This is a genomic window from Roseovarius sp. (assembly GCF_040223625.1).
In the GTDB taxonomy this organism is placed as follows: domain Bacteria; phylum Pseudomonadota; class Alphaproteobacteria; order Rhodobacterales; family Rhodobacteraceae; genus Roseovarius.
This window is the reverse complement of record NZ_JAVKFX010000075.1, coordinates 38,116-56,998: the sequence shown is the minus strand read 5'-3', so window position 1 is coordinate 56,998 and position 18,883 is coordinate 38,116. Positions and strand designations below refer to the sequence as shown.

The following is an 18,883-nucleotide window of genomic DNA, read 5'->3' as shown; positions in this document are numbered from 1 at the left end:
AATGCGACACTGACACCGGCATGACCGATTTTCGCACCCTCGCCCGAACCGCCGAAGCCGCAATGCGCGACGTTTTCGATCCTACGCCGCTGCAACGGAACGATCACCTGTCGGAACGGTACGAGGCGGAGATTTTCTTGAAGCGGGAAGATCTGACGCCTGTGAGATCATACAAATTGCGCGGAGCGTTCAACGCGATGCGCAAAGTGCTGGAAAGGACCCCTGACACTACGACATTCGTTTGTGCCAGCGCCGGCAATCACGCTCAGGGCGTTGCCTTCATGTGCCGCCATTTCGGTGTGAAGGGCATGGTTTTCATGCCCGTGACGACGCCGCAGCAGAAAATCATGAAAACCAAAAGTTTCGGTGGTGAATTCGTGACCGTGGAACTGACCGGTGACTATTTCGACGACACGCTCGCCGCCGCGAAGGCACATTGTGCCGAAAAGGGCGGGCATTTCCTGTCCCCCTTCGATGATGTGGATGTGATCGAGGGGCAGGCGTCGGTTGGTGTCGAGATCGAAACGCAACTCGGCGGCGCGCCCGACCTGATCGTCATGCCGGTGGGCGGGGGTGGCCTGTCCGCCGGCGTGCGCAGCTATCTCGGCGATTACTGCGGGTATGCCCTCGTGGAACCGGAGGGCGGCGCCTGTCTCGGCGCGGCTTTACAGGCAGGTCGACCCGTGCGTCTGAGCCAGGTGGTAACCTTCGCCGATGGAGCCGCCGTTGCGCAGATCGGGGAAAAGACATTCGAACGCCTGGGCGATCTCGACCCTGAGTGCGCAATGACGGTCAATGAAGACCGGCTTTGTATGACGATCCTCGAAATGTTGAATGTGGAAGGTATCGTTCTGGAGCCCGCGGGCGCGTTGGCCGTCGATGCCCTGAAAGATCTTCGTAAGTTCGTTCGCGGCAAACGGGTGGTTTGTGTCACGTCCGGCGGCAATTTCGACTTCGAGCGTCTGCCCGAGGTTCGCGAACGTGCCCTTCGGTCTTCCGGTATCAAGAAATACTACATCCTGAGAATGCCACAGAGGCCGGGCGCGCTGCGGGATTTTCTGAACATACTGGGACCGCACGATGACATCTCGCGCTTCGAGTACCTGAAGAAATCCGCCCGCAACTTCGGTTCGGTCCTGATAGGGATCGAGGCCAGCAGCGCGGAGAATTTCGCGCGGATTGAAGCGAGTATGAAGACCTCCGGCTTTGCGTTCCGGGACATCACAAATGACGAAGTGCTCGCAGAGTTCCTGATCTAGGCTGCCGCGAAACGGTGCAGACCGCGAACGAAGGCCTGCTTCGACTGGTCATAACATGTAAGAATGGCGTCGGTGTCCGTTTCGGGTTCGGCGCTTTTGCCGGCCGCAGTTTCCCCGGCCTGACACAAATCAGAGAATGCCGCGAAGCCAAGGTTCAGCGCACTCCCCTTGAGAAAATGCAACCTTGCGGCAAGCGTCTCGGCGTCGCGGCAATGCCTCAGCCTGGCCAGTTCGTCTTCGACCTCGAACAGAAACAGGTCGATCACCTCGTCAAAGTTGTCTTCCCCGACTTCCTCGCGCAGTTCGCTTACACGGTTCCAATCGATCATCACGTTACCCCGGAATTCCTTCTTGTTCCCGAGGTTAGGCCTGATGAGTTAATCAAAGGTTGAGGGTTTAGCTCCGTTTAGAGGCAAATTTCGCACTTCATCGTTGGTTAAACCGCGGGCGCTAGTCGGATGTCACAAGGCTAGAGGCGGTGGCAGGTGGCGCAGGTTTCAAAACATCAGGCTGGGCCGGAGGACTCATCCAAGGCGGTGCGCAAGGTGCTTGTCGTGGATGACAGCCCTTCGCAGAGGCTCACGTTGTCGCGAATGTTGCGTCAGGCCGGGTATTCGGTACGCGAAGCTGCCTCCGGCCAGGAAGCCCTGCTTTCGTGCCGGACCGATCCTCCGGACCTCGTATTCAGTGACTGGATGATGCCGGGCATGAACGGGCTGGCATTCTGCAATCAATTTCGCCAGATGCAGCGAGAGGGGTATGGGTACTTCATATTGCTGACTTCAAAGAGTGACAGGCAGGACATGGCGCGCGGTTTCGACGCCGGCGCCGACGACTTCCTGACAAAGCCGGTCAACGCTGCCGACCTTCGCGCACGTATCACTGCGGCCGAACGGGTCGTGCGGATGGAAAGGGAACTTACAGAAAAAAATCGGCTGGTGCGGACGACGCTGGATGAACTCCAACAGATTCACGATGCCATCAACGGCGATCTCGTGGAGGCCCGAAAGCTGCAACAGTCCCTCGTTCGCGAGCGGTATCGGGATTTCGGCAGTGCGGAAGTGTCCCTGATGTTGCATTCCTGCGGACATGTCGGAGGCGATCTGGTCGGAATGTTCCAGATCAGCGAAACGCAGATTGGCGTGTACGGCATGGATGTCTCGGGCCACGGAATCAGCTCGGCACTGATGACAGCCCGGCTTGCCGGATACCTTTCAGCGACGACCCCCGAGCAGAATATCGCGCTCGTCACTAATGAGCACGGCAGCTTCCAAGGGCGTTGCCCCGGCCAAACCGCCTCGATACTGAACGAACTCATTCTGGGAGAGATCGAGACCGAGCATTACCTTACCTTGCTTCTGGCGGTACTTGATCTCGAAACCGGGGAAGTCGCCTTTGTCCAGGCCGGGCATCCGGCGCCTCTGGTTCAGCGTGCCTGTGGCCAGATCGAATATGCCGGCGACGGCGGGTTGCCTGTCGGTTTGCTGGGTCAGGCGACGTATCAAACGCGCAAGGTGCACCTGTCTCCAGGCGATCGGCTGCTGATCTACTCAGACGGCATGATAGAATGCCGCGACCGCCGCGGCGACATGCTGGGCGAGACCGGCCTTGCGGAAGTAGTGACAGGGCTACGGCGGTCACGCGGGGCTGATTGCCTTGAATCGCTGGTCTGGCATCTCGCCGACATCACGGAAACAGATCAGTTCGACGATGACGTTTCGGCCGTCCTGCTTGAATTCAACGGGCGCTGACATAGGCCCGCACGAAATGCCTGTCGCCCGAATTGCCGAGAGACCTGGCGGCAATTTCCGGGCTGGCCCACAATGCGGTATGCCCGGCTTCGGCCGGGGGGCCATGAGGGCGAACGGGAAACGCCGTGTAGATCAGACAAAGCTTTTCCGCCCATTTGTCGTATTCCGGCATGTACACGAAACGCCGAAATGCCCCCAACCTTCTTGGCTCGCCGATGACCCATCCGGTTTCTTCGTAGACCTCGCGATGTAAAGCCCTGAGTGGCGATTCGCCGGGATCGATACCCCCACCGGGCAATTGCAGTTCCGGTTCAGGCTCGTGTTGCAACGTAAGCAGCAGCTGACCTTGCCGCGCGAGGATGGCATATGCACCCATGCGGTGCGAATAGGCGATGTCACGGCGGGGCACCGGGCCGAATCTGGGGATCATGCAGCCTCTCTTGGATCATCACTGGCGGTTCATATATAGTCGCGGTATGCCAATTTCCGCGGCTTAAGGAAACTCCATGACACTTGGTCAGAAAATCGCGTGGGATGATACGATCCTGCCGTTCCAGCTCGATGCCTCCGACATGCGCGGCCGCCTCGCCCGGTTGGACGGCGTGCTTGATGGCATTCTGCGCCAGCATGATTATCCTCCGGCCGTCGAAGCCCTTGTGGCCGAAATGGCCCTGCTGACCGCTCTTATCGGTCAGACGATCAAGCTGCGCTGGAAGCTCTCTCTTCAGGTCCAGACGGACGGTCCGGTGCGCATGATCGCAACCGACTACTATGCACCGCAGGATGAGGGCGAGATGGCCCGAATTCGCGCCTATGCCAGCTTTGACAGAGACCGCGTGACCCACGAACGGCCCTTCGACCAGCTTGGCAAGGGATACTTCTCTGTCGTGATCGATCAGGGCCCGGGGTCCGATCCGTATCAGGGCATCACCCCGATCGCTGGCGGCAGCCTGAGCGCCTGTGCCGAGGCATATTTCGCCCAGTCGGAACAATTGCCTACACGTTTCGAGCTGAGCTTCGGGAAATCGACCGAGCGTGGGGAAGCCGAACACTGGCGTGCCGGGGGCATCATGGTTCAGCATATGCCCAAGGCTTCTCCCGGCATAATGGATGGCGGCACCGGGGAAGGAGGCCTATTGGTCGCGGATGACGTGGTCGGCGAAGAGGGCGAGGAAAACTGGAACCGGGTCAACATCCTGCTCGATACCGTCGAGGCGCTGGAGCTGATCGGTCCGTCGGTCGCACCGGCCGATCTTCTCGTGCGGCTGTTCCACGAGGAAGTGCCGCGCGCCTACGAGTTTCAGCCGGTTCGCTTCGGCTGTACCTGTTCGGAAGACCGCGTGCGGCAAAGCCTGTCGATCTATTCCGCCCGCGATATCGAAACCATGACGACCGAGGAAGGCGTCGTGACCGCAGATTGTCAGTTCTGTGGCGCCCATTACCGGCTCGACCCGGCGACCCTCGGGTTCGATGCGCCCGACACGCCCGATGATGACCGGTGACGCCGCCGGCCGCCTGCGAACGGCCGTCTCTCAGGCTCGCGCGCCGTCTTCCGATTATGACCTGAATCCGGATACCGTGCTGCCGGAGGGGCGAAAGCTTCGACCGGCAGGCGTGCTCGTGCCTGTGCTGGCCCAGGGGGAAACGTCGCGATTATACCTCACGAAGCGGTCGTCGGCGCTCAAGCATCACCCCGGGCAGATCGCGTTTCCCGGTGGCAAGCAGGACGAGGGCGACGCCGATATCACGGCGGCTGCGCTGCGCGAGGCACACGAGGAGATCGGCCTCGCACCGGAGAATGTCGAGGTTCTCGGTCTCATGCCGGCACACGAGACGGTGACCGGTTTTTGGGTTACCCCGGTTATCGCCCTGGTACGAGAGCCGTTCACGCCGGTTCCGGAGCTTGGCGAAGTGGAGGAGGTGTTCGATGTACCGCTCGAACATATCCTGACGCCGGCTCACTTCAGCGTGCAGTCACGCCGTTGGCGGGGAAGCCGCAGGCACTACTATACGGTCCCTTTCGGTCCCTACTATATCTGGGGGGCGACGGCGCGTATCCTGCGATCCATGGCTGACGCGCTCGAGAGCAGATGAGACTTACCGGCGACTGGATCAGGAACGCGCCCACCCAGGCCGTTTGCCGCGCGCTTGAAAGCGCTGGCTATCAGGCGCTCTTCGTCGGTGGCTGTGTACGGGACGATCTTCTCGGAATGCCGGTGCGCGACATCGACATCGCCACCGATGCCCGTCCGGAACATGTAATTACCTTGGCGGACGCGGCCGGCCTGAAGGCGGTGCCGACCGGCATCGAACATGGCACGATCACCGTCATTGCAAGTGGTCTCCCCCACGAGGTTACGACGTTCCGCAAGGATGTCGAAACCGATGGCCGTCGCGCCACGGTCGCCTTTTCCGACGACGTGGAAGAAGACGCACGCCGCCGCGATTTCACGATGAACGCCCTCTACGCGCGTTCGGATGGCAAACTGATCGACCCTCTCAACGGGCTTCCGGACCTTCAGGCGGGCCACGTCCGCTTCATCGAGGATCCCGAGCAACGGATTCGCGAAGACTACCTGCGCATCCTTCGCTTTTTCCGATTCCATGCCTGGTACGGGTCGGGCGGGCTTGACGAAGACGGTCTTGCCGCCTGTGCCACGCTGGCCGACGGTATCCAGACCCTCTCGAAGGAACGGGTCGGATCGGAGGTCCTGAAGCTCCTCGCTGCGCCGGAGCCTGCGGCCGCCGTGGCCTCGATGCGCGGGGCCGGCATCCTTAGGCACATCCTGCCCGGTGCGGATGACGGCCTTCTGGGGCCGCTTGTCCATCTTGAACAATCGCTGTCAGTTAAGGTTGATCCAATCCGCAGGCTGGCCGCTCTCGGTGGTTCGGATCAGGCCGAGCACCTTCGTTTGAGCCGAGCCCAAGTCAAACAGCTTTCCCGAATCCAGGATGGACTGGAAAGCATGTTCGATGCAGGCGAAATCGGGTACAGGTTCGGGAAGGATGCCGGTGTCGATATCCTGCTTCTGAGATCAGCGGCAGAGAACCGTGAACCCTCCGCGACTGAGCTGGAACGCATCGCGCAAGGTGCCTCGGCTGATTTCCCCGTATCCGCGGCTGACCTGATGCCGGGCTACCAGGGCAAGGCCCTTGGCCAAAAGCTGACCGAACTGGAGACGAAATGGATCGAGTCCGGTTTCACACTCGGCCGCGACGACCTGCTTGGTTCCGACCTGTCATAGAGACTTCAATTGACAATCTGATCAAAAACGGGCCATCTTCGCAGGACTGACGAAGGAGGGACGCAAGATGTATCGCGGGATCTGGCTTAGCTAAGCCCATAATCCGTCCTATGTGATACCGCGCGCGGCTTGTGCTGCGTTGCTTTGCGCCCCCCGATCAGGATGCCGTTCCATGTTCAAGTTTTTCGAGAATCTTGTCGATCCGTATTGTGAGTATGCGGAAACAGACACGCCGCCGACCCGGCTCTGGCCGTTCATGCGCGATTACATGAAACCGTTTCGCCGGGTGTTCTGCGTGACCGCGATATTCTCGGTGCTCGTTGCCAGTATCGAACTCTGGCTGATCTACTACATGGGTCAACTGGTCGATCGCCTTTCCGGAGAGCCGGAAACGGTGTGGCAGCAATACGGTCTCGAGCTGATCGTGGTGGCCCTGTTCATTCTGATCCTGCGACCGCTGGTGCAGGCGATCGATGTGCTGCTGCTCAACAACACGATCATCCCGAACTTCGGCACCCTGATCCGCTGGCGCTCGCACAAGCACGTGCTGCGGCAGTCGGTGGGCTGGTTCGAGAATGATTTCGCCGGGCGCATTGCCAACCGGATCATGCAGACCCCGCCCGCCGCGGGAGAAGCCGTGTTCCAGGTGTTCGACGCCATCACCTTCGCTCTGGCCTACGTGATCGGTGCGGCGCTGATGCTGTCGGATGCGGATCCGCGGCTGGCGATCCCGATGGTCATCTGGCTTGTGCTCTACGCCATCCTCGTTCGCTGGGTCATGCGGCGCGTCGGGCCGGCGTCGAAGGCGGCGTCAGACGCGCGGTCGCAGGTGACGGGGCGCGTGGTGGATGCCTATACCAACATCCATTCGGTGAAGCTTTTCGCGCACCACAAACGCGAGCTTGAATACGCCAAGGAAGCCATCGAGAACACCCGGACGACGTTCCGGGCCGAGATGCGGATCTACACCATCATGGATGTGGCGCTCGTGTTCCTGAACGGGCTGCTGATCGTCGGTGTCGTCGGGTGGGCCATGCTGCTTTGGATGCAGGGCAGTGCGACGGTGGGCGCCGTGGCCGCGGCGACGGCGCTGACACTCCGCCTCAACGCCATGACCGGCTGGATCATGTGGGCGCTTACGACCTTCTTCCGCCAACTCGGTGTCGTCGCCGAAGGGATGGAGACGATCGCTCAGCCCATCGACCTTGTCGACGACCCGAACGCCAAGCCCCTGCAGATGACAGACGGCCGGATCGAAATCCAGGCGGTCTCGCATCATTACGGGCGCGGGGCAGGCGGGCTCGACCGTGTGAGCCTGACCATCGAGCCGGGCGAGAAGATCGGCCTGATCGGGCGGTCGGGGGCCGGCAAATCGACGCTCGTCAAGCTGTTGCTGCGCTTTTATGACGCCGAAGACGGTCGCATCCTGATCGACGGGCAGAACATATCGCACATTCAGCAGGACAGTCTTCGCGACCATGTCGGCATGGTTCAGCAGGACAGCGCGCTTCTGCACCGTTCGGTGCGTGACAACATTCTCTACGGCAAGCCGGACGCGAGCGAGGAAGAGATGCTGGAAGCGGCCCGCAAGGCCGAGGCGCACGAATTCATCCTCGACCTGGAAGATCCCCAGGGTCGCAAAGGCTATGACGCGCATGTCGGTGAGCGCGGTGTGAAACTTTCGGGCGGGCAACGCCAGCGGATCACACTGGCGCGTGTCATCCTGAAGGATGCGCCCATCCTGCTCCTCGACGAGGCGACCAGCGCGCTCGACAGCGAGGTCGAGGCGGCGATTCAGCAGACCCTCTACGGGATGATGGAGGGCAAGACGGTCATCGCCATTGCGCACCGCCTGTCGACCATCGCCCAGATGGATCGTATCATCGTGCTGGAACAGGGTCGCATCTTCGAGGAAGGCACCCATACCGAGCTGCTGGCCAAGGGCGGCCTTTACGCCCGTTTCTGGGAGCGGCAGTCGGGCGGGTTCCTGAACGCCGATGTAGAGGCCGACAACGAGACCGCGGCGGAGTAAGGATTGACGGAGTACACGATCAAGCGGCTGGGCCACCTTGGCGACGGGGTCGCCGAGGGCCCGATCTATGTGCCGGGTGCCCTTCCGGGCGAGGTGGTGACCGGCATGCCCGACGGAGAGCACCTGAAAGACGTCCGCATCGTCACGCCGTCCTCCGACCGGGTTTCGCCGCCGTGCCGCCACTTCAAGTCCTGTGGCGGCTGCCAGATGCAGCATCTGTCTGATGCGGCGCTGGCTGACTGGAAAACCGATATCGTCAGAACGGCCCTGCAGGCTCAAGGCCTCGGGACGGAATTCCTGCCCATTCACGTGTCGCCACCAAACTCCCGGCGCAGGGCCACGTTTTCGGCGCGCCGCACGAAGAAGGGCGCCATGGCGGGGTTTCACGGCAAGCAGTCCGAGGCCATTATCGATATCCCGGATTGCCATCTCCTTCACCCGCGCCTCATGGCAGCGCTGCCGGTGGCCGAGAAGCTGGCCGCGATCGGGGCAAGCCGCAAGACACCATTGCGCGTGGCGACAACGCTGTCCGAGCCGGGCCTCGACATCGCGGTGACCGATGGCAAGCCGCTGGACGGGGCCCTGCGGATGGCATTGGCTGAGCTCTGTCAGAACCGTGACCTGGCGCGGCTGAGCTGGGATGCGGAAATGATTGCCACGCGCCTGCCACCGGAGCAGCGGTTTGACGGTATTCCGGTCGTACCGCCTCCAGGCGCCTTTCTGCAGGCCACGAAGCAGGGTGAAGACGCACTTCGGACCGACGTTCTCGACATCGTCGACGGTGCGTCATCCATCGTCGATCTGTTTGCAGGCTGTGGCACCTTCTCCCTTCCGGCCGCGCGCAAGGCGGCGGTACACGCTGTCGAAGGGGATCGAGCCATGACCGCCGCCCTCGATGCCGGGTGGCGATATGCAAAGGGCGTTCGGAAAGTCACGACGGAAACCCGCGACCTGTTTCGTCAGCCGCTTCAATCGGATGAACTTTCGGCCTTTGACGCGGCCATCATCGATCCGCCGCGAGCTGGTGCCGAGGCGCAGATTGCGCAACTTGCGCAATCTGGCGTTCCGGTGATCGCGCACGTTTCATGCAACCCGGTCACGTTCGCCCGCGATGCCGCCGTCTTGGTGCGCCACGGCTATGATCTGACCCGTCTGCGGGTCGTGGATCAGTTTCGCTGGTCCGTTCATGTCGAACTTGTCGCGGAATTTCGAAAGAACGCCTCGTAAACCTGCGTATTTCCCTTGGCCCGAGCCGGTGAAGTTCTGTAAAATGCGCCCATCGGGGCAAGGATATCGAGACAAGCCATGAAGGCAATCAAACTGGTTACCGTGGTCCTGCTGGCGATCGGGCTGGCTGGATGCGGATCGAAGTTCAAAAAGTACAATGGGCCGGAGGTGACCCAGGTCATCGTGCAGAAGGACGAGCGGCGGCTGTACCTCATGCACCACAACCGCGTGCTCAAGACCTATCCGGTCGAGCTGGGCTTTGCCCCGCGCGGCCACAAGCAATTCGAGGGCGATGGCAAAACGCCCGAAGGGTATTACTATATCGACCGGCGCAATCCGAACAGCAAGTTCCACCTGTCGATCGGGATTTCCTATCCCAATCCGACCGATCGGGCCTTTGCCAAGGAAAACGAAAAGAAGCCGGGCGGCGACATTTTCATCCACGGGCGGCCGAATGGCAATCCTCGCGACAAGCGCAAGGACTGGACGGAAGGCTGCATATCGCTGAAGAACCGCCACATGGAGTGGGTCTATGCGATGGTCAACAACGGGACGCCGATCATCCTGACGCCCTGACAGGCAACTGGATCAGGACGTCGGGCCGGCCGTGGACGTGCCGCGGCCGGTGACCAGCGTCCACCAGATCTTGCCGTTGGCTTCCTGCTCCCACGCGAAGCCCATTTCGGTGGCGTCCTTGGACAGGATGGTCCGGCGCGTGTTCTCGTTTTCCATCCACGCGGCGAGCGTTTCCAACTCGTTCTCGTAGGTTTCGGAAATATTCTCGCCGATCAGCGCACCGCCGTAACCCACGCGGCGGACCCGGTCGATCGGAGAAGAGCCGTCAGAGCCGAAATGCCAGGGGCGATTCTGCAGGGACATATCTCGAGAATGGGTGGCGGCAGCCGCGTTCAGCCGCGAATCGAGCGTCAATGGCGCCGCTCCGGTAGCCTGGCGCAAGGCATTGACCGAATCCAGCATCCGGTACTGGATCGTCGATGTCTCACTTGGGCTGATACGGTGAATGCGGGCGCCCGTGCTGCCATCTGTTCCCGCAGGCGGACCGGTCATGGAACTGCTGCATGCAGAAAGCAGTACAAGTGCCGAAAACATAAGTCCGATGATACGCGCCATGAAGCTCAGCCACCTATTGAGTCGAAAGTCTCATCCCTTTAGCCCGCTATACCGGGCAGTTCAAACCCGCTTGGGCGCCCCGTCGCCACAGGCTACGAGTTTGAATTGCGACTGCGGCATTCGCGCACTATAGTCTGCGCCGGTAAAAGCCAGCATTCACGGAGAAATGGCAATGGCGAAAATACATACCAGTGGTGTGAGCAGACGAGCATTTCTCGCCGGCACTGCAACGGTGATCGGCGCCCCCGCATTGGCCCAGAGCATGAACAGCGCCGCGACGACCGAGATGGAGGATGACATCTCGCAAAGCGTCCGGCGCAATATCTCGAGCTTCCGGACCCTGAATTGGCAGCCCTATTTTTCGAACCTGAACAACGGTGCGGTCCTGGTCGATACCCAGTCGCGGGCCCTGCATTACTGGTCCGAGGATCAATCGGTCTACAAGCTGTATCCCACCAGTGTTCCCATGACCGAGGAACTGACACGCCGAGGCCGGACAAGCGTGGTTCAGAAGGTTGTCGGCCCCGAATGGCGCCCGACGCCCTCGATGCTGGAACGCAACCCCGACTGGCCGAGCTATGTCGGTCCGGGCCCGGATAACCCCCTCGGGACGCACGCGTTGTACCTGAGCTGGACCTACTATCGCATCCACGGCACACACGACACCCGCAAGATCGGGCGACGCTCGTCGAACGGGTGCATCGGGCTTTACAACGAGCATATCCAGGAACTCTTCGGACTGACCAAGGTCGGTACGCAGGTCCTCCTGATCTGAACCGACCGGTATCGTCCGGTATCGAAGGGGTGGTGCCTGGCGCTGCCCCTTTTCGTTTTGAACCGTCCTTGCGACAAAATCGCGCAGCTTCTAACCTCTGGCCGAGTCCGGGAGGAGGAGGTGACGGAATGAGACTCGACCCCTATTTCCGAAAGGCCAAGCGGTTCCCGGAAGAGTTGAACCGCCTTCGTGAGATCCTACTCGAATACCCCTTGAAGGAAGAGCTCAAGTGGAGACAGCCCTGTTACACCTATGAGGGCGGGAACGTGGTGATCCTCCACGAGATGAAAGACTATTGTGGGCTTGGCTTCATGCGCGGATCGCTTATCGACGATCCGAACGGGGTTCTGGTGGCCCCGGGTAAGAACTCGCAAGCGGCCCGCCAGATGCGATTTCGCAGCCTCGTGGAGATCACCGAGCAGGAAGACATACTTCGCGCCATCATCACGAGTGCTATCGAGGTGCACAAGTCCGGCCAGAAGGTGGATTTCAAGGCAAAGCGGGAACTGGTCTACCCGGAGGAGTTGACCGAGAAGATGGCGCAGGATGCCGATTTCAAGGCCGCGTTCGACGCGCTGACGCCGGGACGGCAACGTGGTTACGTCCTGCACATCTCCGGTGCCAAGCAATCGAAAACGCGCACCGCCCGGATCGAAAAGCACTACGACCGGATCATGGACGGTCTGGGAATGCACGACAGGTAGCCGGGCAAGCCCGCCCTACGACGCGACCCAGCCTTTCAGGTTGTCCTCGATCACCTCGGTCAGCGCCGCGATATGCGCGTCGTCATCGTTGAGGCAGGGGATATAGGTAAACGCCTCGCCGCCCGCCTCTTCGAAACTTTCGCGGATTTCCTCGTTGATCTCTTCCAGCGTCTCGATGCAATCGGCCGAAAAGGCCGGCGCAATCACCGCGATCCGCTTCTTGCCGTCTTCGCGCGCCAGCCGGGCAACTTCTTCGACCGTGTAGGGGCGGAGCCATTCCTCGGGGCCGAAGACAGACTGGAACGTCGTGGTGACCTGCGTCTCGCCCCACCCCAGCCGTTCGCGCAGCAGGCGCGTCGTCTTCTGGCACTGGCAGTGATAGGGATCACCCTGAAGAAGGTAGCGCTTGGGCATCCCGTGATAGGACACCACGAGGATCTCCGGCTTGGTCTCAAGTCCACCATAGGCGCGCTCAACTGACTGCGCCAACGCCTCGATATAAAGCGGATGCTCGAAATAAGGCTCGACCACGCGAGCCGTCGGTTGCCAGGTTTCCTTCATCAGTGCGCGGAAGAACTGGTCATTCGCGGTGGCCGAGGTCGCCCCGGCGTAATGCGGATAAAGCGGGAAAAAGAGGATACGGGTGCAGCCTGCCTCGACCATTGCACGCACCTTCGATTGCGTCGAGGGATTGCCGTAGCGCATGCAGGAATCCACCATCACCTGATCGCCATACCGACCCGCGAGTGCTTTCGACAGCTTGGCGGTCTGGTCTCGGGTGATGGTCATCAGGGGGCTTTCCCCCTTTTCCTCGTTCCAGATCGACTTGTAGGCCTTGCCGCTGGTGAACGGCCGTTTCGACAGGATCACAAGCTGAAGCAGGGGCTGCCATTTCCATGGGCTGTAGTCGATCACCCGTCTGTCAGACAGGAATTCGCCCAGGTAGCGGCGCATCGGCCAATAGCTGTAGTGATCGGGCGTACCGAGATTGGCCAGCAGAACGCCGGTTTTCGCTTGCGGGATCGCCGGGTGGTCAGCCGGGGCATGAGCGGGCCGGGCGCTGGCTTCGGGCATGGGTATTGTCTCTCGTTCCTGTCAGCGGTGGACATAACGGGTTCCGCCGTGCCGTCAATCTTTGAGCCGTGTTTCCTCGGCGCCAAGCGCATCGGCCAGCCGCTTCGAGGCCGATCCGGGGCGCAATGGCTGGGGCTGGCTGGCGTCCGGGGCCCAGCCGGTCAACACGATGAACTCGAAGGTCGCAGGCACTCGGCCGTCAGCCTCGCCAAAGCTCTCGACGTAGATTTCACTTGCACGTTGAAAGAGCGCTTTCGAAGTCGGCGTGCGCCGCCTCGAGTGGAGCGCATTGCCCTCGCCCATGAAGCGCAGTTCCTGCATGAGTTGGAGAGGGGCCACATAGCTCGCCGTGAGCCGCACGCTGTCCGCCACGGGCAGGGCAAACCCCGCCCGCTGGAGCAGGGCGCCGAGGTCCCGAATCTCGGCCATCGGGGCCACGCGCGGAGACAACCCGCCAAAAAGGTCCGCCTCCGCCTGGGCCAGCGATGCGCGCAACTCGTGCAGCGTCTCTCCCCCCAGCATCACGCCAAGGAAAAGCCCGTCCGGTCGCAGCGCCCTTCGTGCCTGGATCAACTGGCCGACCGGGTCGTCGGCCCAATGCAGGCACATGGCGTGAACCACCAAGTCATGCCCGTTCTGTTCCAGCGGCAGGGTCTCCTGATCGTCGATAACCTGCGCTCCGGGCAAAAAATCATCCCACACACCACCGAATGCGCGTATCACTGCCGGATTGCGAAAGGATTTTTTAACCAGAGCCAGACGATCCTCGATTTCATCGCGGGCGGCTTCTTGCAGGAACGTGACCGGCGCGGCCATCGCGCGGGCACGGTTGCGGATCAGGGCCGCGCGATCGGTAAGCGGAGTTGTCATGGCGCAAAAGGTAAGATGACGTTGGTTTCTTTTCAAACTGCGCTGCAGTTGATTTATCCGCCCCGCTGTATCCTGTGCGGAACCCAGGTGGAAAGCGAATTCGGCCTTTGTGGCCCTTGCTGGCGCGATACGCCGTTCATCTCCGGCCTGTCCTGCCAGCTGTGCGGTGTGCCCCTTCCCGGCGAGGATGAGGGCGAGACCGTGACTTGCGACGACTGTCTCAGGATTGCCCGGCCGTGGAGCGCGGGCCGTGCCGCAATGCTCTATCATGACAACGGCCGGAAACTCGTCATGGCGCTCAAGCATGGCGACCGGCAGGAGATCGTCCGGCCAGCGGCGCTGTGGCTGGCCAGCGCCGCCCGAACGCTTGCCACGCCGAACACCCTCATCGCCCCGGTCCCCCTGCATTGGACCCGCATGCTCCGCCGCCGGTACAATCAGTCTGCGTTGTTGACCAACGGGCTGGCCCGGCGGCTGGATGCCGAACACTGCCCGGACCTTCTACAGCGGAATGTCAGGACTCTCCCACTAAAAGGGAAGGGATTCGATGAACGGTTCGAAACCCTGTCGGGCACCATTTCCGTCAAACCGGCCCGAGCCAATCTCGCGCAGGGCAGAACCGTCCTTCTTGTCGATGACGTGATGACCTCCGGTGCGACATTGGCCGCGGCAACGATGGCCTGTTACGCGGCCGGTGCCGAAGATGTGCGCATTCTGGTACTGGCGCGCGTGGCCAAGCATCCCTAAGTTCTCCTGAAGCGCAATCATTCGGGAGCACGTTATGAAACCGGTCGAAATCTACACCTCGCCGCTCTGCGGCTTCTGCCACGCGGCCAAGCGGCTGTTGACCGAGAAAGGCATCAGTTTCTCCGAGATCGACGTACTGGAAAACCCCTCGCGCAAGGCCGAGATGATCGACCGCGCAAATGGCGGGCGCACCGTGCCGCAGATCTTCGTGGGCGACACCCATGTCGGCGGGTGTGACGAGCTTTACGCCCTCGAGCGCGCCGGGAAGCTGGATCCGCTGCTTGCCGCATGAAGGCGGCACTGCTTCAACTGACCAGCGGGGACGATCCTGCGGCGAACATCGCAGCCACAAGCGCGCGGTTTGACGAGGCCGTGGGCCTCGGCGCCGGATTCATCCTGACGCCCGAGGTGACCAACTGCCTGTCGACAAGCCGGACGCGGCAGAAAGAGGTTCTGACGCGCGAGGCGGACGACGAAACGCTCGCAGCGCTTCGTACGAAAGCGCGGGATGCGCAGGTCTGGTGCCTTATCGGGTCTGTCGCCCTCAAGACCGATGATCCGGACGGGCGCTTTGCAAACCGGTCCTTCCTGATCTCCCCCGATGGTGCCATCGCCGCCCGCTACGACAAGATCCACATGTTCGACGTGCAGGTCTCCGAGAGCGAAGTCTACCGCGAGTCTGACGGGTACAGGCCGGGCGACACCGCGGTGACGACCGAAACGCCGTTCGGTACGGTCGGGCTGACCGTCTGTTACGACATACGGTTCCCGAACCTCTACCGGACATTGGCCCGGAACGGCGCGGAAATCCTGACGGTTCCCTCCGCCTTTTCCGCCGTGACCGGCGCCGCCCATTGGGAAACCCTGCTGCGCGCAAGGGCGATCGAGACAGGTTCCTACGTTCTGGCTCCGGCCCAGACGGGCACCCATCCCGCCACACGCGGAAAACAGCGCCAAACCTACGGGCATTCCCTGGCCATCGGCCCATGGGGTGACATTCTGGCGGATGCCGGGGAAGCGCCAGGTGTGATATGCGTTGATCTGAACAGGAAAGACGTGGAAGAAGCGAGGCGCCGCATCCCTTCCTTGCGGCAGGCCAATCGGTTCGATGACCCCGAATGACAGAAAAACCCGGCAACCCCCTCGCGGTGACGCTATTCAGCGAAATCCTGACCAATGAACAGCTGATCCGCAACAAGCTGAGCCGGGTGCTGCCCAAAGGTATGGAAATCTCACATTTCTCGGTTCTGAACCATCTTGCGCGGATTGGCGGCGAGAGAAGCCCGGCGCAGTTGGCCAAGTCGTTCCACGTGACACGGGGCGCCATGACCAACACGCTCGGCAAGCTGGAATGGGCCGGTTACGTGCATATCCGCCCCGACTGGGACGACGCACGCCGCAAGATGGTGACGATCAGCCCGGCCGGCAGGCAGGCGCGCGATGCGGCGATATCCGCGATTTTACCGTTGATTTCCGAGCTTGTCGACGAGCTGGGCGAGGACAAGGTGCGCGCGACGCTGCCGGTGTTGCGAGAGTTGCGGACGAAGATGGAATCCGGTGGCTGAACGTCAGGCCGGTTTCAGGCTGGCCGTGACGTAATTCACGCTCAGGTCCCGATCCGACAGAGACCATGACCACGTCACGGGGTTGAAGACGAACCCCTTGCGGTCGACCGGCGAGAGGCCAGCCTGTTCCATCAGCTTGTAAAGCTCGTCCGGCGTGACGAATTTCGACCATTCATGCGTGCCCTTGGGCAGCCAGCGCATCACGTATTCCGCGCCGACGATGGCCATGGCGAAGCTTTTCGGATTGCGGTTGATGGTGGAACAAATGTGGATGCCGCCCGGCTTCAGCAACTGCTGGCAAGCAGTCAAATAGGCCAGCGGATCGGAGACGTGCTCGACCACCTCCATGTTCAGCACCGCGTCGAACTGTTCGCCCTCTGTTGCCAGCGCTTCGGCCGTGGTGTGACGGTAATCGATGGAAAGGCCGGACTGCTCGGCATGGATCTGCGCCACCGGGATATTCCGCTCTGCCGCGTCCGCGCCCACAACCTCCGCGCCAAGACGCGCCATCGGTTCACTTAGAAGGCCGCCGCCGCAGCCGATATCGAGAATCCGCAAGCCATCGAAAGGTGACGTCGCGTTGAGATCACGTTCAAACTCGGCGGCGATCTGGCTGGTGATATAGTCAAGCCTGCAAGGGTTGAGCATGTGCAGCGGCTTGAACTTCCCGTTCGGATCCCACCATTCGGCGGCCATCGCCTCGAACTTTGCGACTTCGGCGGCGTCAATCGTGGTCTGAGCGGCTTGCATTCTGCTCTCCATATGCTCTTTTGGTCACGCCCTCGTATATAGGACGGTCATGGATAAATACTCAGGCCAAAAGAGCGCAGTCCAGTATTTGTACCCCCCGGTCGAGCCGTTCGACCGGCGGATGATGGATGTGGGCGACGGGCATACGATCTATGTGGAGCAGTCGGGGAACCCTGAGGGCAAGCCAGTTGTCGTGCTGCATGGCGGGCCCGGGGGAGGGTGCAGCCCGGCGATGCGGCGGTATTTCGATCCGAAGGTGTTTCGGATCATCCTGTTCGACCAGCGCGGGTGCGGGCGGTCGAAGCCGCATGCCAGCGTCGAGGCCAACACGACGTGGCATCTTGTTGCGGACATTGAGAAAATTCGCAAAGCGCTGGGCGTGGAGCGATGGATCGTGTTCGGCGGAAGCTGGGGGGCGACGCTGGCGCTGATCTATGCGCAGAGCCATCCGGAGCGGGCGGTGCACCTTGTGTTGAGGGGGGTGTTCACGATGACCCGGGCCGAGCTGGACTGGTTCTATGGCGGTGGCGCGGGTCGGTTCTGGCCGGAAACCTGGGAGCAATTTCAAAGGCTTATACCCGAGGAAGAGCGGGGGGATATGATCGCGGCCTACCATAAGAGGCTGTTCTCGGGGGACCGGGCGGAGGAGGCGAGGTTCGGCAAGGCCTGGGCGGCGTGGGAGAATGCGCTGGCCACCGTGGGGTCGAGCGGGGTGGGCGGGGACAGCCCGCCGGATTATGCCCGGGCCTTCGCGAGGTTGGAGAACCATTATTTCACCCATGCCGGCTTCCTCGAGAAGGATGGGCAAATCTTTGATAACATACCGAAAATTTCCCATATCCCCGGCACGATCGTGCAAGGCAGATATGACATGATCTGCCCGCCGGAATCGGCGTTCCGGCTGGCGAGAGACTGGGAAATGGCCGATCTGCGGATGATTCCGCTGGCCGGGCATGCGCTGTCGGAGCCGGGAATCAGCGCCGAGCTGGTGCGGGTGATGCAGGCGCTGGGGCGAGACTGAAACCCCCGAAATCCAACGTCGGTATAACGTCGGTATTTTGTCGGTATTACGTCGGTGGGCGGAACCGACCTGCGGGCTAACTTCCCGGTGAAAAGGAGGTACATCATGTCGGACAAACCAGCCATCAAAGCGCGCGAGAACGGGCCCTTCGTCGCCAAGCATATCCGCCGGATGAAAGGCCCCGACGGGGAAGACATCGAGGTGAAGGCGACGATGGCGCTGTGTCGCTGCGGGCAGTCCGGGAGCAAGCCGTTCTGCGACGGCAGCCACGAGAAGGCGGGGTTCAGGAGCGACGGCGGAGAGCCGGCGGGCAAGGACAAGCTTCTGAGCTACGAGGGCGCGGAGGTGGCGGTGACGTTCAACCCGCGCATCTGTGCCCATGCCGCCGAGTGCGGGCGGATCGCCGGGCATGTCTTCGACCCGGAGCAGAAGCCGTGGATCCAGCCCGACAAGGGCACGCGGGCCGAGGTGGAGGAGGTTGTGGCCGCCTGCCCGTCGGGAGCGCTGGCGTTGAAGCGCGCGGATGGCGGGCGGGAGCACCGGATGATGGAGCGGTACGATATCACGGTGGAGAAGAACGGGCCCTACTGGGTGCAGAACGTGACCTCGCCCGCCGGGGCGCAGGCGGAGGGGATGTCGCCGGAGAAATACGTGCTGTGCCGGTGCGGGTTGTCGGGGAACAAGCCGTATTGTGACGGGACGCACCGGGATGAGGGGTGGACGGCGGAGTAG

At 61.7% G+C, this 18,883-nt stretch carries 22 protein-coding genes; 16 read left to right on the top strand and 6 right to left on the bottom strand.

The annotated features are described in order from the left end of the window. Positions 1 to 20 precede the first annotated feature (20 nt). Positions 21 to 1,259, top strand: coding sequence for a threonine ammonia-lyase IlvA (gene ilvA / locus RLN94_RS21950; protein WP_350130815.1), 1,239 nt, complete (start codon positions 21 to 23; stop codon positions 1,257 to 1,259). On the opposite strand, the gene RLN94_RS21945 is transcribed toward ilvA, so the two are convergent. After that, entirely contained in the window at positions 1,256 to 1,588 is a 333-nt protein-coding gene (locus RLN94_RS21945) for an Hpt domain-containing protein (RefSeq protein ID WP_350130816.1), read from the bottom strand. The two genes, ilvA and RLN94_RS21945, sit on opposite strands and share 4 nt — an antisense overlap. 156 nt (positions 1,589 to 1,744) lie before the next feature. Between RLN94_RS21945 and RLN94_RS21940 the strand changes: the two genes are divergently transcribed. Next, the gene (locus RLN94_RS21940) at positions 1,745 to 3,010 is read left to right on the top strand and encodes a PP2C family protein-serine/threonine phosphatase (protein ID WP_350130817.1); all 1,266 of its coding nucleotides are present in this window, start codon (positions 1,745 to 1,747) and stop codon (positions 3,008 to 3,010) included. Here the strand turns inward: RLN94_RS21940 and RLN94_RS21935 are convergent. Then, positions 2,997 to 3,440, bottom strand: coding sequence for an NUDIX domain-containing protein (locus RLN94_RS21935; RefSeq protein ID WP_350130818.1), 444 nt, complete (start codon positions 3,438 to 3,440; stop codon positions 2,997 to 2,999). The genes RLN94_RS21940 and RLN94_RS21935 overlap by 14 nt on opposite strands. Positions 3,441 to 3,516: 76 nt before the next feature. Between RLN94_RS21935 and hslO the strand changes: the two genes are divergently transcribed. The 6 genes from hslO (at position 3,517) to RLN94_RS21905 (ending at position 10,090) form a co-directional block, all read left to right on the top strand. Then, positions 3,517 to 4,512 carry an Hsp33 family molecular chaperone HslO gene (gene hslO, locus RLN94_RS21930; protein ID WP_350130819.1) on the top strand — a complete coding sequence of 332 codons (996 nt, stop codon included), beginning with the start codon at positions 3,517 to 3,519 and terminating at the stop codon, positions 4,510 to 4,512. Next, complete coding sequence (locus RLN94_RS21925) at positions 4,502 to 5,104, top strand: CoA pyrophosphatase (protein WP_502949471.1); 603 nt, start codon at positions 4,502 to 4,504, stop codon at positions 5,102 to 5,104. The genes hslO and RLN94_RS21925 overlap by 11 nt, the downstream gene beginning before the upstream one ends. Then, a complete protein-coding gene (locus tag RLN94_RS21920; RefSeq protein ID WP_350130821.1) occupies positions 5,101 to 6,255 on the top strand; it encodes a CCA tRNA nucleotidyltransferase in 1,155 nt (384 codons plus the stop codon). Before RLN94_RS21925 ends, RLN94_RS21920 begins: the two co-directional genes overlap by 4 nt. 172 nt (positions 6,256 to 6,427) lie before the next feature. Continuing rightward, positions 6,428 to 8,287, top strand: a complete 1,860-nt coding sequence (locus RLN94_RS21915) for an ABC transporter ATP-binding protein (protein ID WP_350130822.1) — start codon at positions 6,428 to 6,430, stop codon at positions 8,285 to 8,287. Between the two features lie 3 nt (positions 8,288 to 8,290). Then, positions 8,291 to 9,514 carry a class I SAM-dependent RNA methyltransferase gene (locus tag RLN94_RS21910; protein WP_350130823.1) on the top strand — a complete coding sequence of 408 codons (1,224 nt, stop codon included), beginning with the start codon at positions 8,291 to 8,293 and terminating at the stop codon, positions 9,512 to 9,514. Positions 9,515 to 9,592: 78 nt separating this feature from the next. Continuing rightward, positions 9,593 to 10,090: a L,D-transpeptidase family protein gene (locus RLN94_RS21905; RefSeq protein WP_350130824.1), complete on the top strand. Its 498-nt coding sequence runs from the start codon at positions 9,593 to 9,595 to the stop codon at positions 10,088 to 10,090. Between the two features lie 12 nt (positions 10,091 to 10,102). Here RLN94_RS21905 and dalA read toward each other — a convergent pair whose 3' ends face one another. Further along, positions 10,103 to 10,645, bottom strand: coding sequence for a divisome-associated lipoprotein DalA (gene dalA, locus RLN94_RS21900; protein WP_350130825.1), 543 nt, complete (start codon positions 10,643 to 10,645; stop codon positions 10,103 to 10,105). Positions 10,646 to 10,817: 172 nt separating this feature from the next. Here dalA and RLN94_RS21895 point away from each other — a divergent pair, with 172 nt between their 5' ends. Both RLN94_RS21895 and RLN94_RS21890 read left to right on the top strand, forming a co-directional pair. Further along, positions 10,818 to 11,420: a L,D-transpeptidase gene (locus RLN94_RS21895; RefSeq protein ID WP_350130826.1), complete on the top strand. Its 603-nt coding sequence runs from the start codon at positions 10,818 to 10,820 to the stop codon at positions 11,418 to 11,420. Between the two features lie 128 nt (positions 11,421 to 11,548). Continuing rightward, on the top strand, positions 11,549 to 12,124 hold the full coding sequence (locus tag RLN94_RS21890; protein WP_350130827.1) for a YdeI/OmpD-associated family protein: 576 nt from the start codon (positions 11,549 to 11,551) through the stop codon (positions 12,122 to 12,124). Positions 12,125 to 12,139: 15 nt separating this feature from the next. Here RLN94_RS21890 and hemH read toward each other — a convergent pair whose 3' ends face one another. Together hemH and RLN94_RS21880 are read right to left on the bottom strand one after the other, a co-directional pair. Continuing rightward, positions 12,140 to 13,198: a ferrochelatase gene (gene hemH / locus RLN94_RS21885; protein ID WP_350130828.1), complete on the bottom strand. Its 1,059-nt coding sequence runs from the start codon at positions 13,196 to 13,198 to the stop codon at positions 12,140 to 12,142. Positions 13,199 to 13,252: 54 nt separating this feature from the next. Then, positions 13,253 to 14,068 (bottom strand): methyltransferase domain-containing protein, encoded by an 816-nt coding sequence (locus tag RLN94_RS21880; RefSeq protein WP_350130829.1) that lies wholly within the window; start codon positions 14,066 to 14,068, stop codon positions 13,253 to 13,255. Between the two features lie 15 nt (positions 14,069 to 14,083). On the opposite strand from RLN94_RS21880, the gene RLN94_RS21875 reads away from it, so the two are divergent. The 4 genes from RLN94_RS21875 to RLN94_RS21860 are packed head-to-tail and all read left to right on the top strand — an operon-like array spanning position 14,084 to position 16,380. Then, positions 14,084 to 14,815, top strand: a complete 732-nt coding sequence (locus RLN94_RS21875) for a double zinc ribbon domain-containing protein (protein WP_350130830.1) — start codon at positions 14,084 to 14,086, stop codon at positions 14,813 to 14,815. 34 nt (positions 14,816 to 14,849) lie between these two features. After that, positions 14,850 to 15,107, top strand: a complete 258-nt coding sequence (grxC, locus tag RLN94_RS21870) for a glutaredoxin 3 (protein WP_350130831.1) — start codon at positions 14,850 to 14,852, stop codon at positions 15,105 to 15,107. Beyond that, positions 15,104 to 15,937, top strand: coding sequence for a carbon-nitrogen hydrolase family protein (locus RLN94_RS21865; protein WP_350130832.1), 834 nt, complete (start codon positions 15,104 to 15,106; stop codon positions 15,935 to 15,937). The genes grxC and RLN94_RS21865 overlap by 4 nt, the downstream gene beginning before the upstream one ends. Next, positions 15,934 to 16,380, top strand: coding sequence for a MarR family winged helix-turn-helix transcriptional regulator (locus RLN94_RS21860; RefSeq protein ID WP_350130833.1), 447 nt, complete (start codon positions 15,934 to 15,936; stop codon positions 16,378 to 16,380). The genes RLN94_RS21865 and RLN94_RS21860 overlap by 4 nt, the downstream gene beginning before the upstream one ends. A gap of 3 nt (positions 16,381 to 16,383) precedes the next feature. Here the strand turns inward: RLN94_RS21860 and ubiG are convergent, their stop codons facing one another. Then, positions 16,384 to 17,130, bottom strand: a complete 747-nt coding sequence (gene ubiG / locus RLN94_RS21855) for a bifunctional 2-polyprenyl-6-hydroxyphenol methylase/3-demethylubiquinol 3-O-methyltransferase UbiG (RefSeq protein ID WP_350130834.1) — start codon at positions 17,128 to 17,130, stop codon at positions 16,384 to 16,386. 49 nt (positions 17,131 to 17,179) lie between these two features. Between ubiG and pip the strand changes: the two genes are divergently transcribed. Together pip and RLN94_RS21845 are read left to right on the top strand one after the other, a co-directional pair. Further along, positions 17,180 to 18,151, top strand: a complete 972-nt coding sequence (pip, locus tag RLN94_RS21850; RefSeq protein WP_350130835.1) for a prolyl aminopeptidase — start codon at positions 17,180 to 17,182, stop codon at positions 18,149 to 18,151. Between the two features lie 105 nt (positions 18,152 to 18,256). After that, complete coding sequence (locus RLN94_RS21845; protein ID WP_350130836.1) at positions 18,257 to 18,883, top strand: CDGSH iron-sulfur domain-containing protein; 627 nt, start codon at positions 18,257 to 18,259, stop codon at positions 18,881 to 18,883.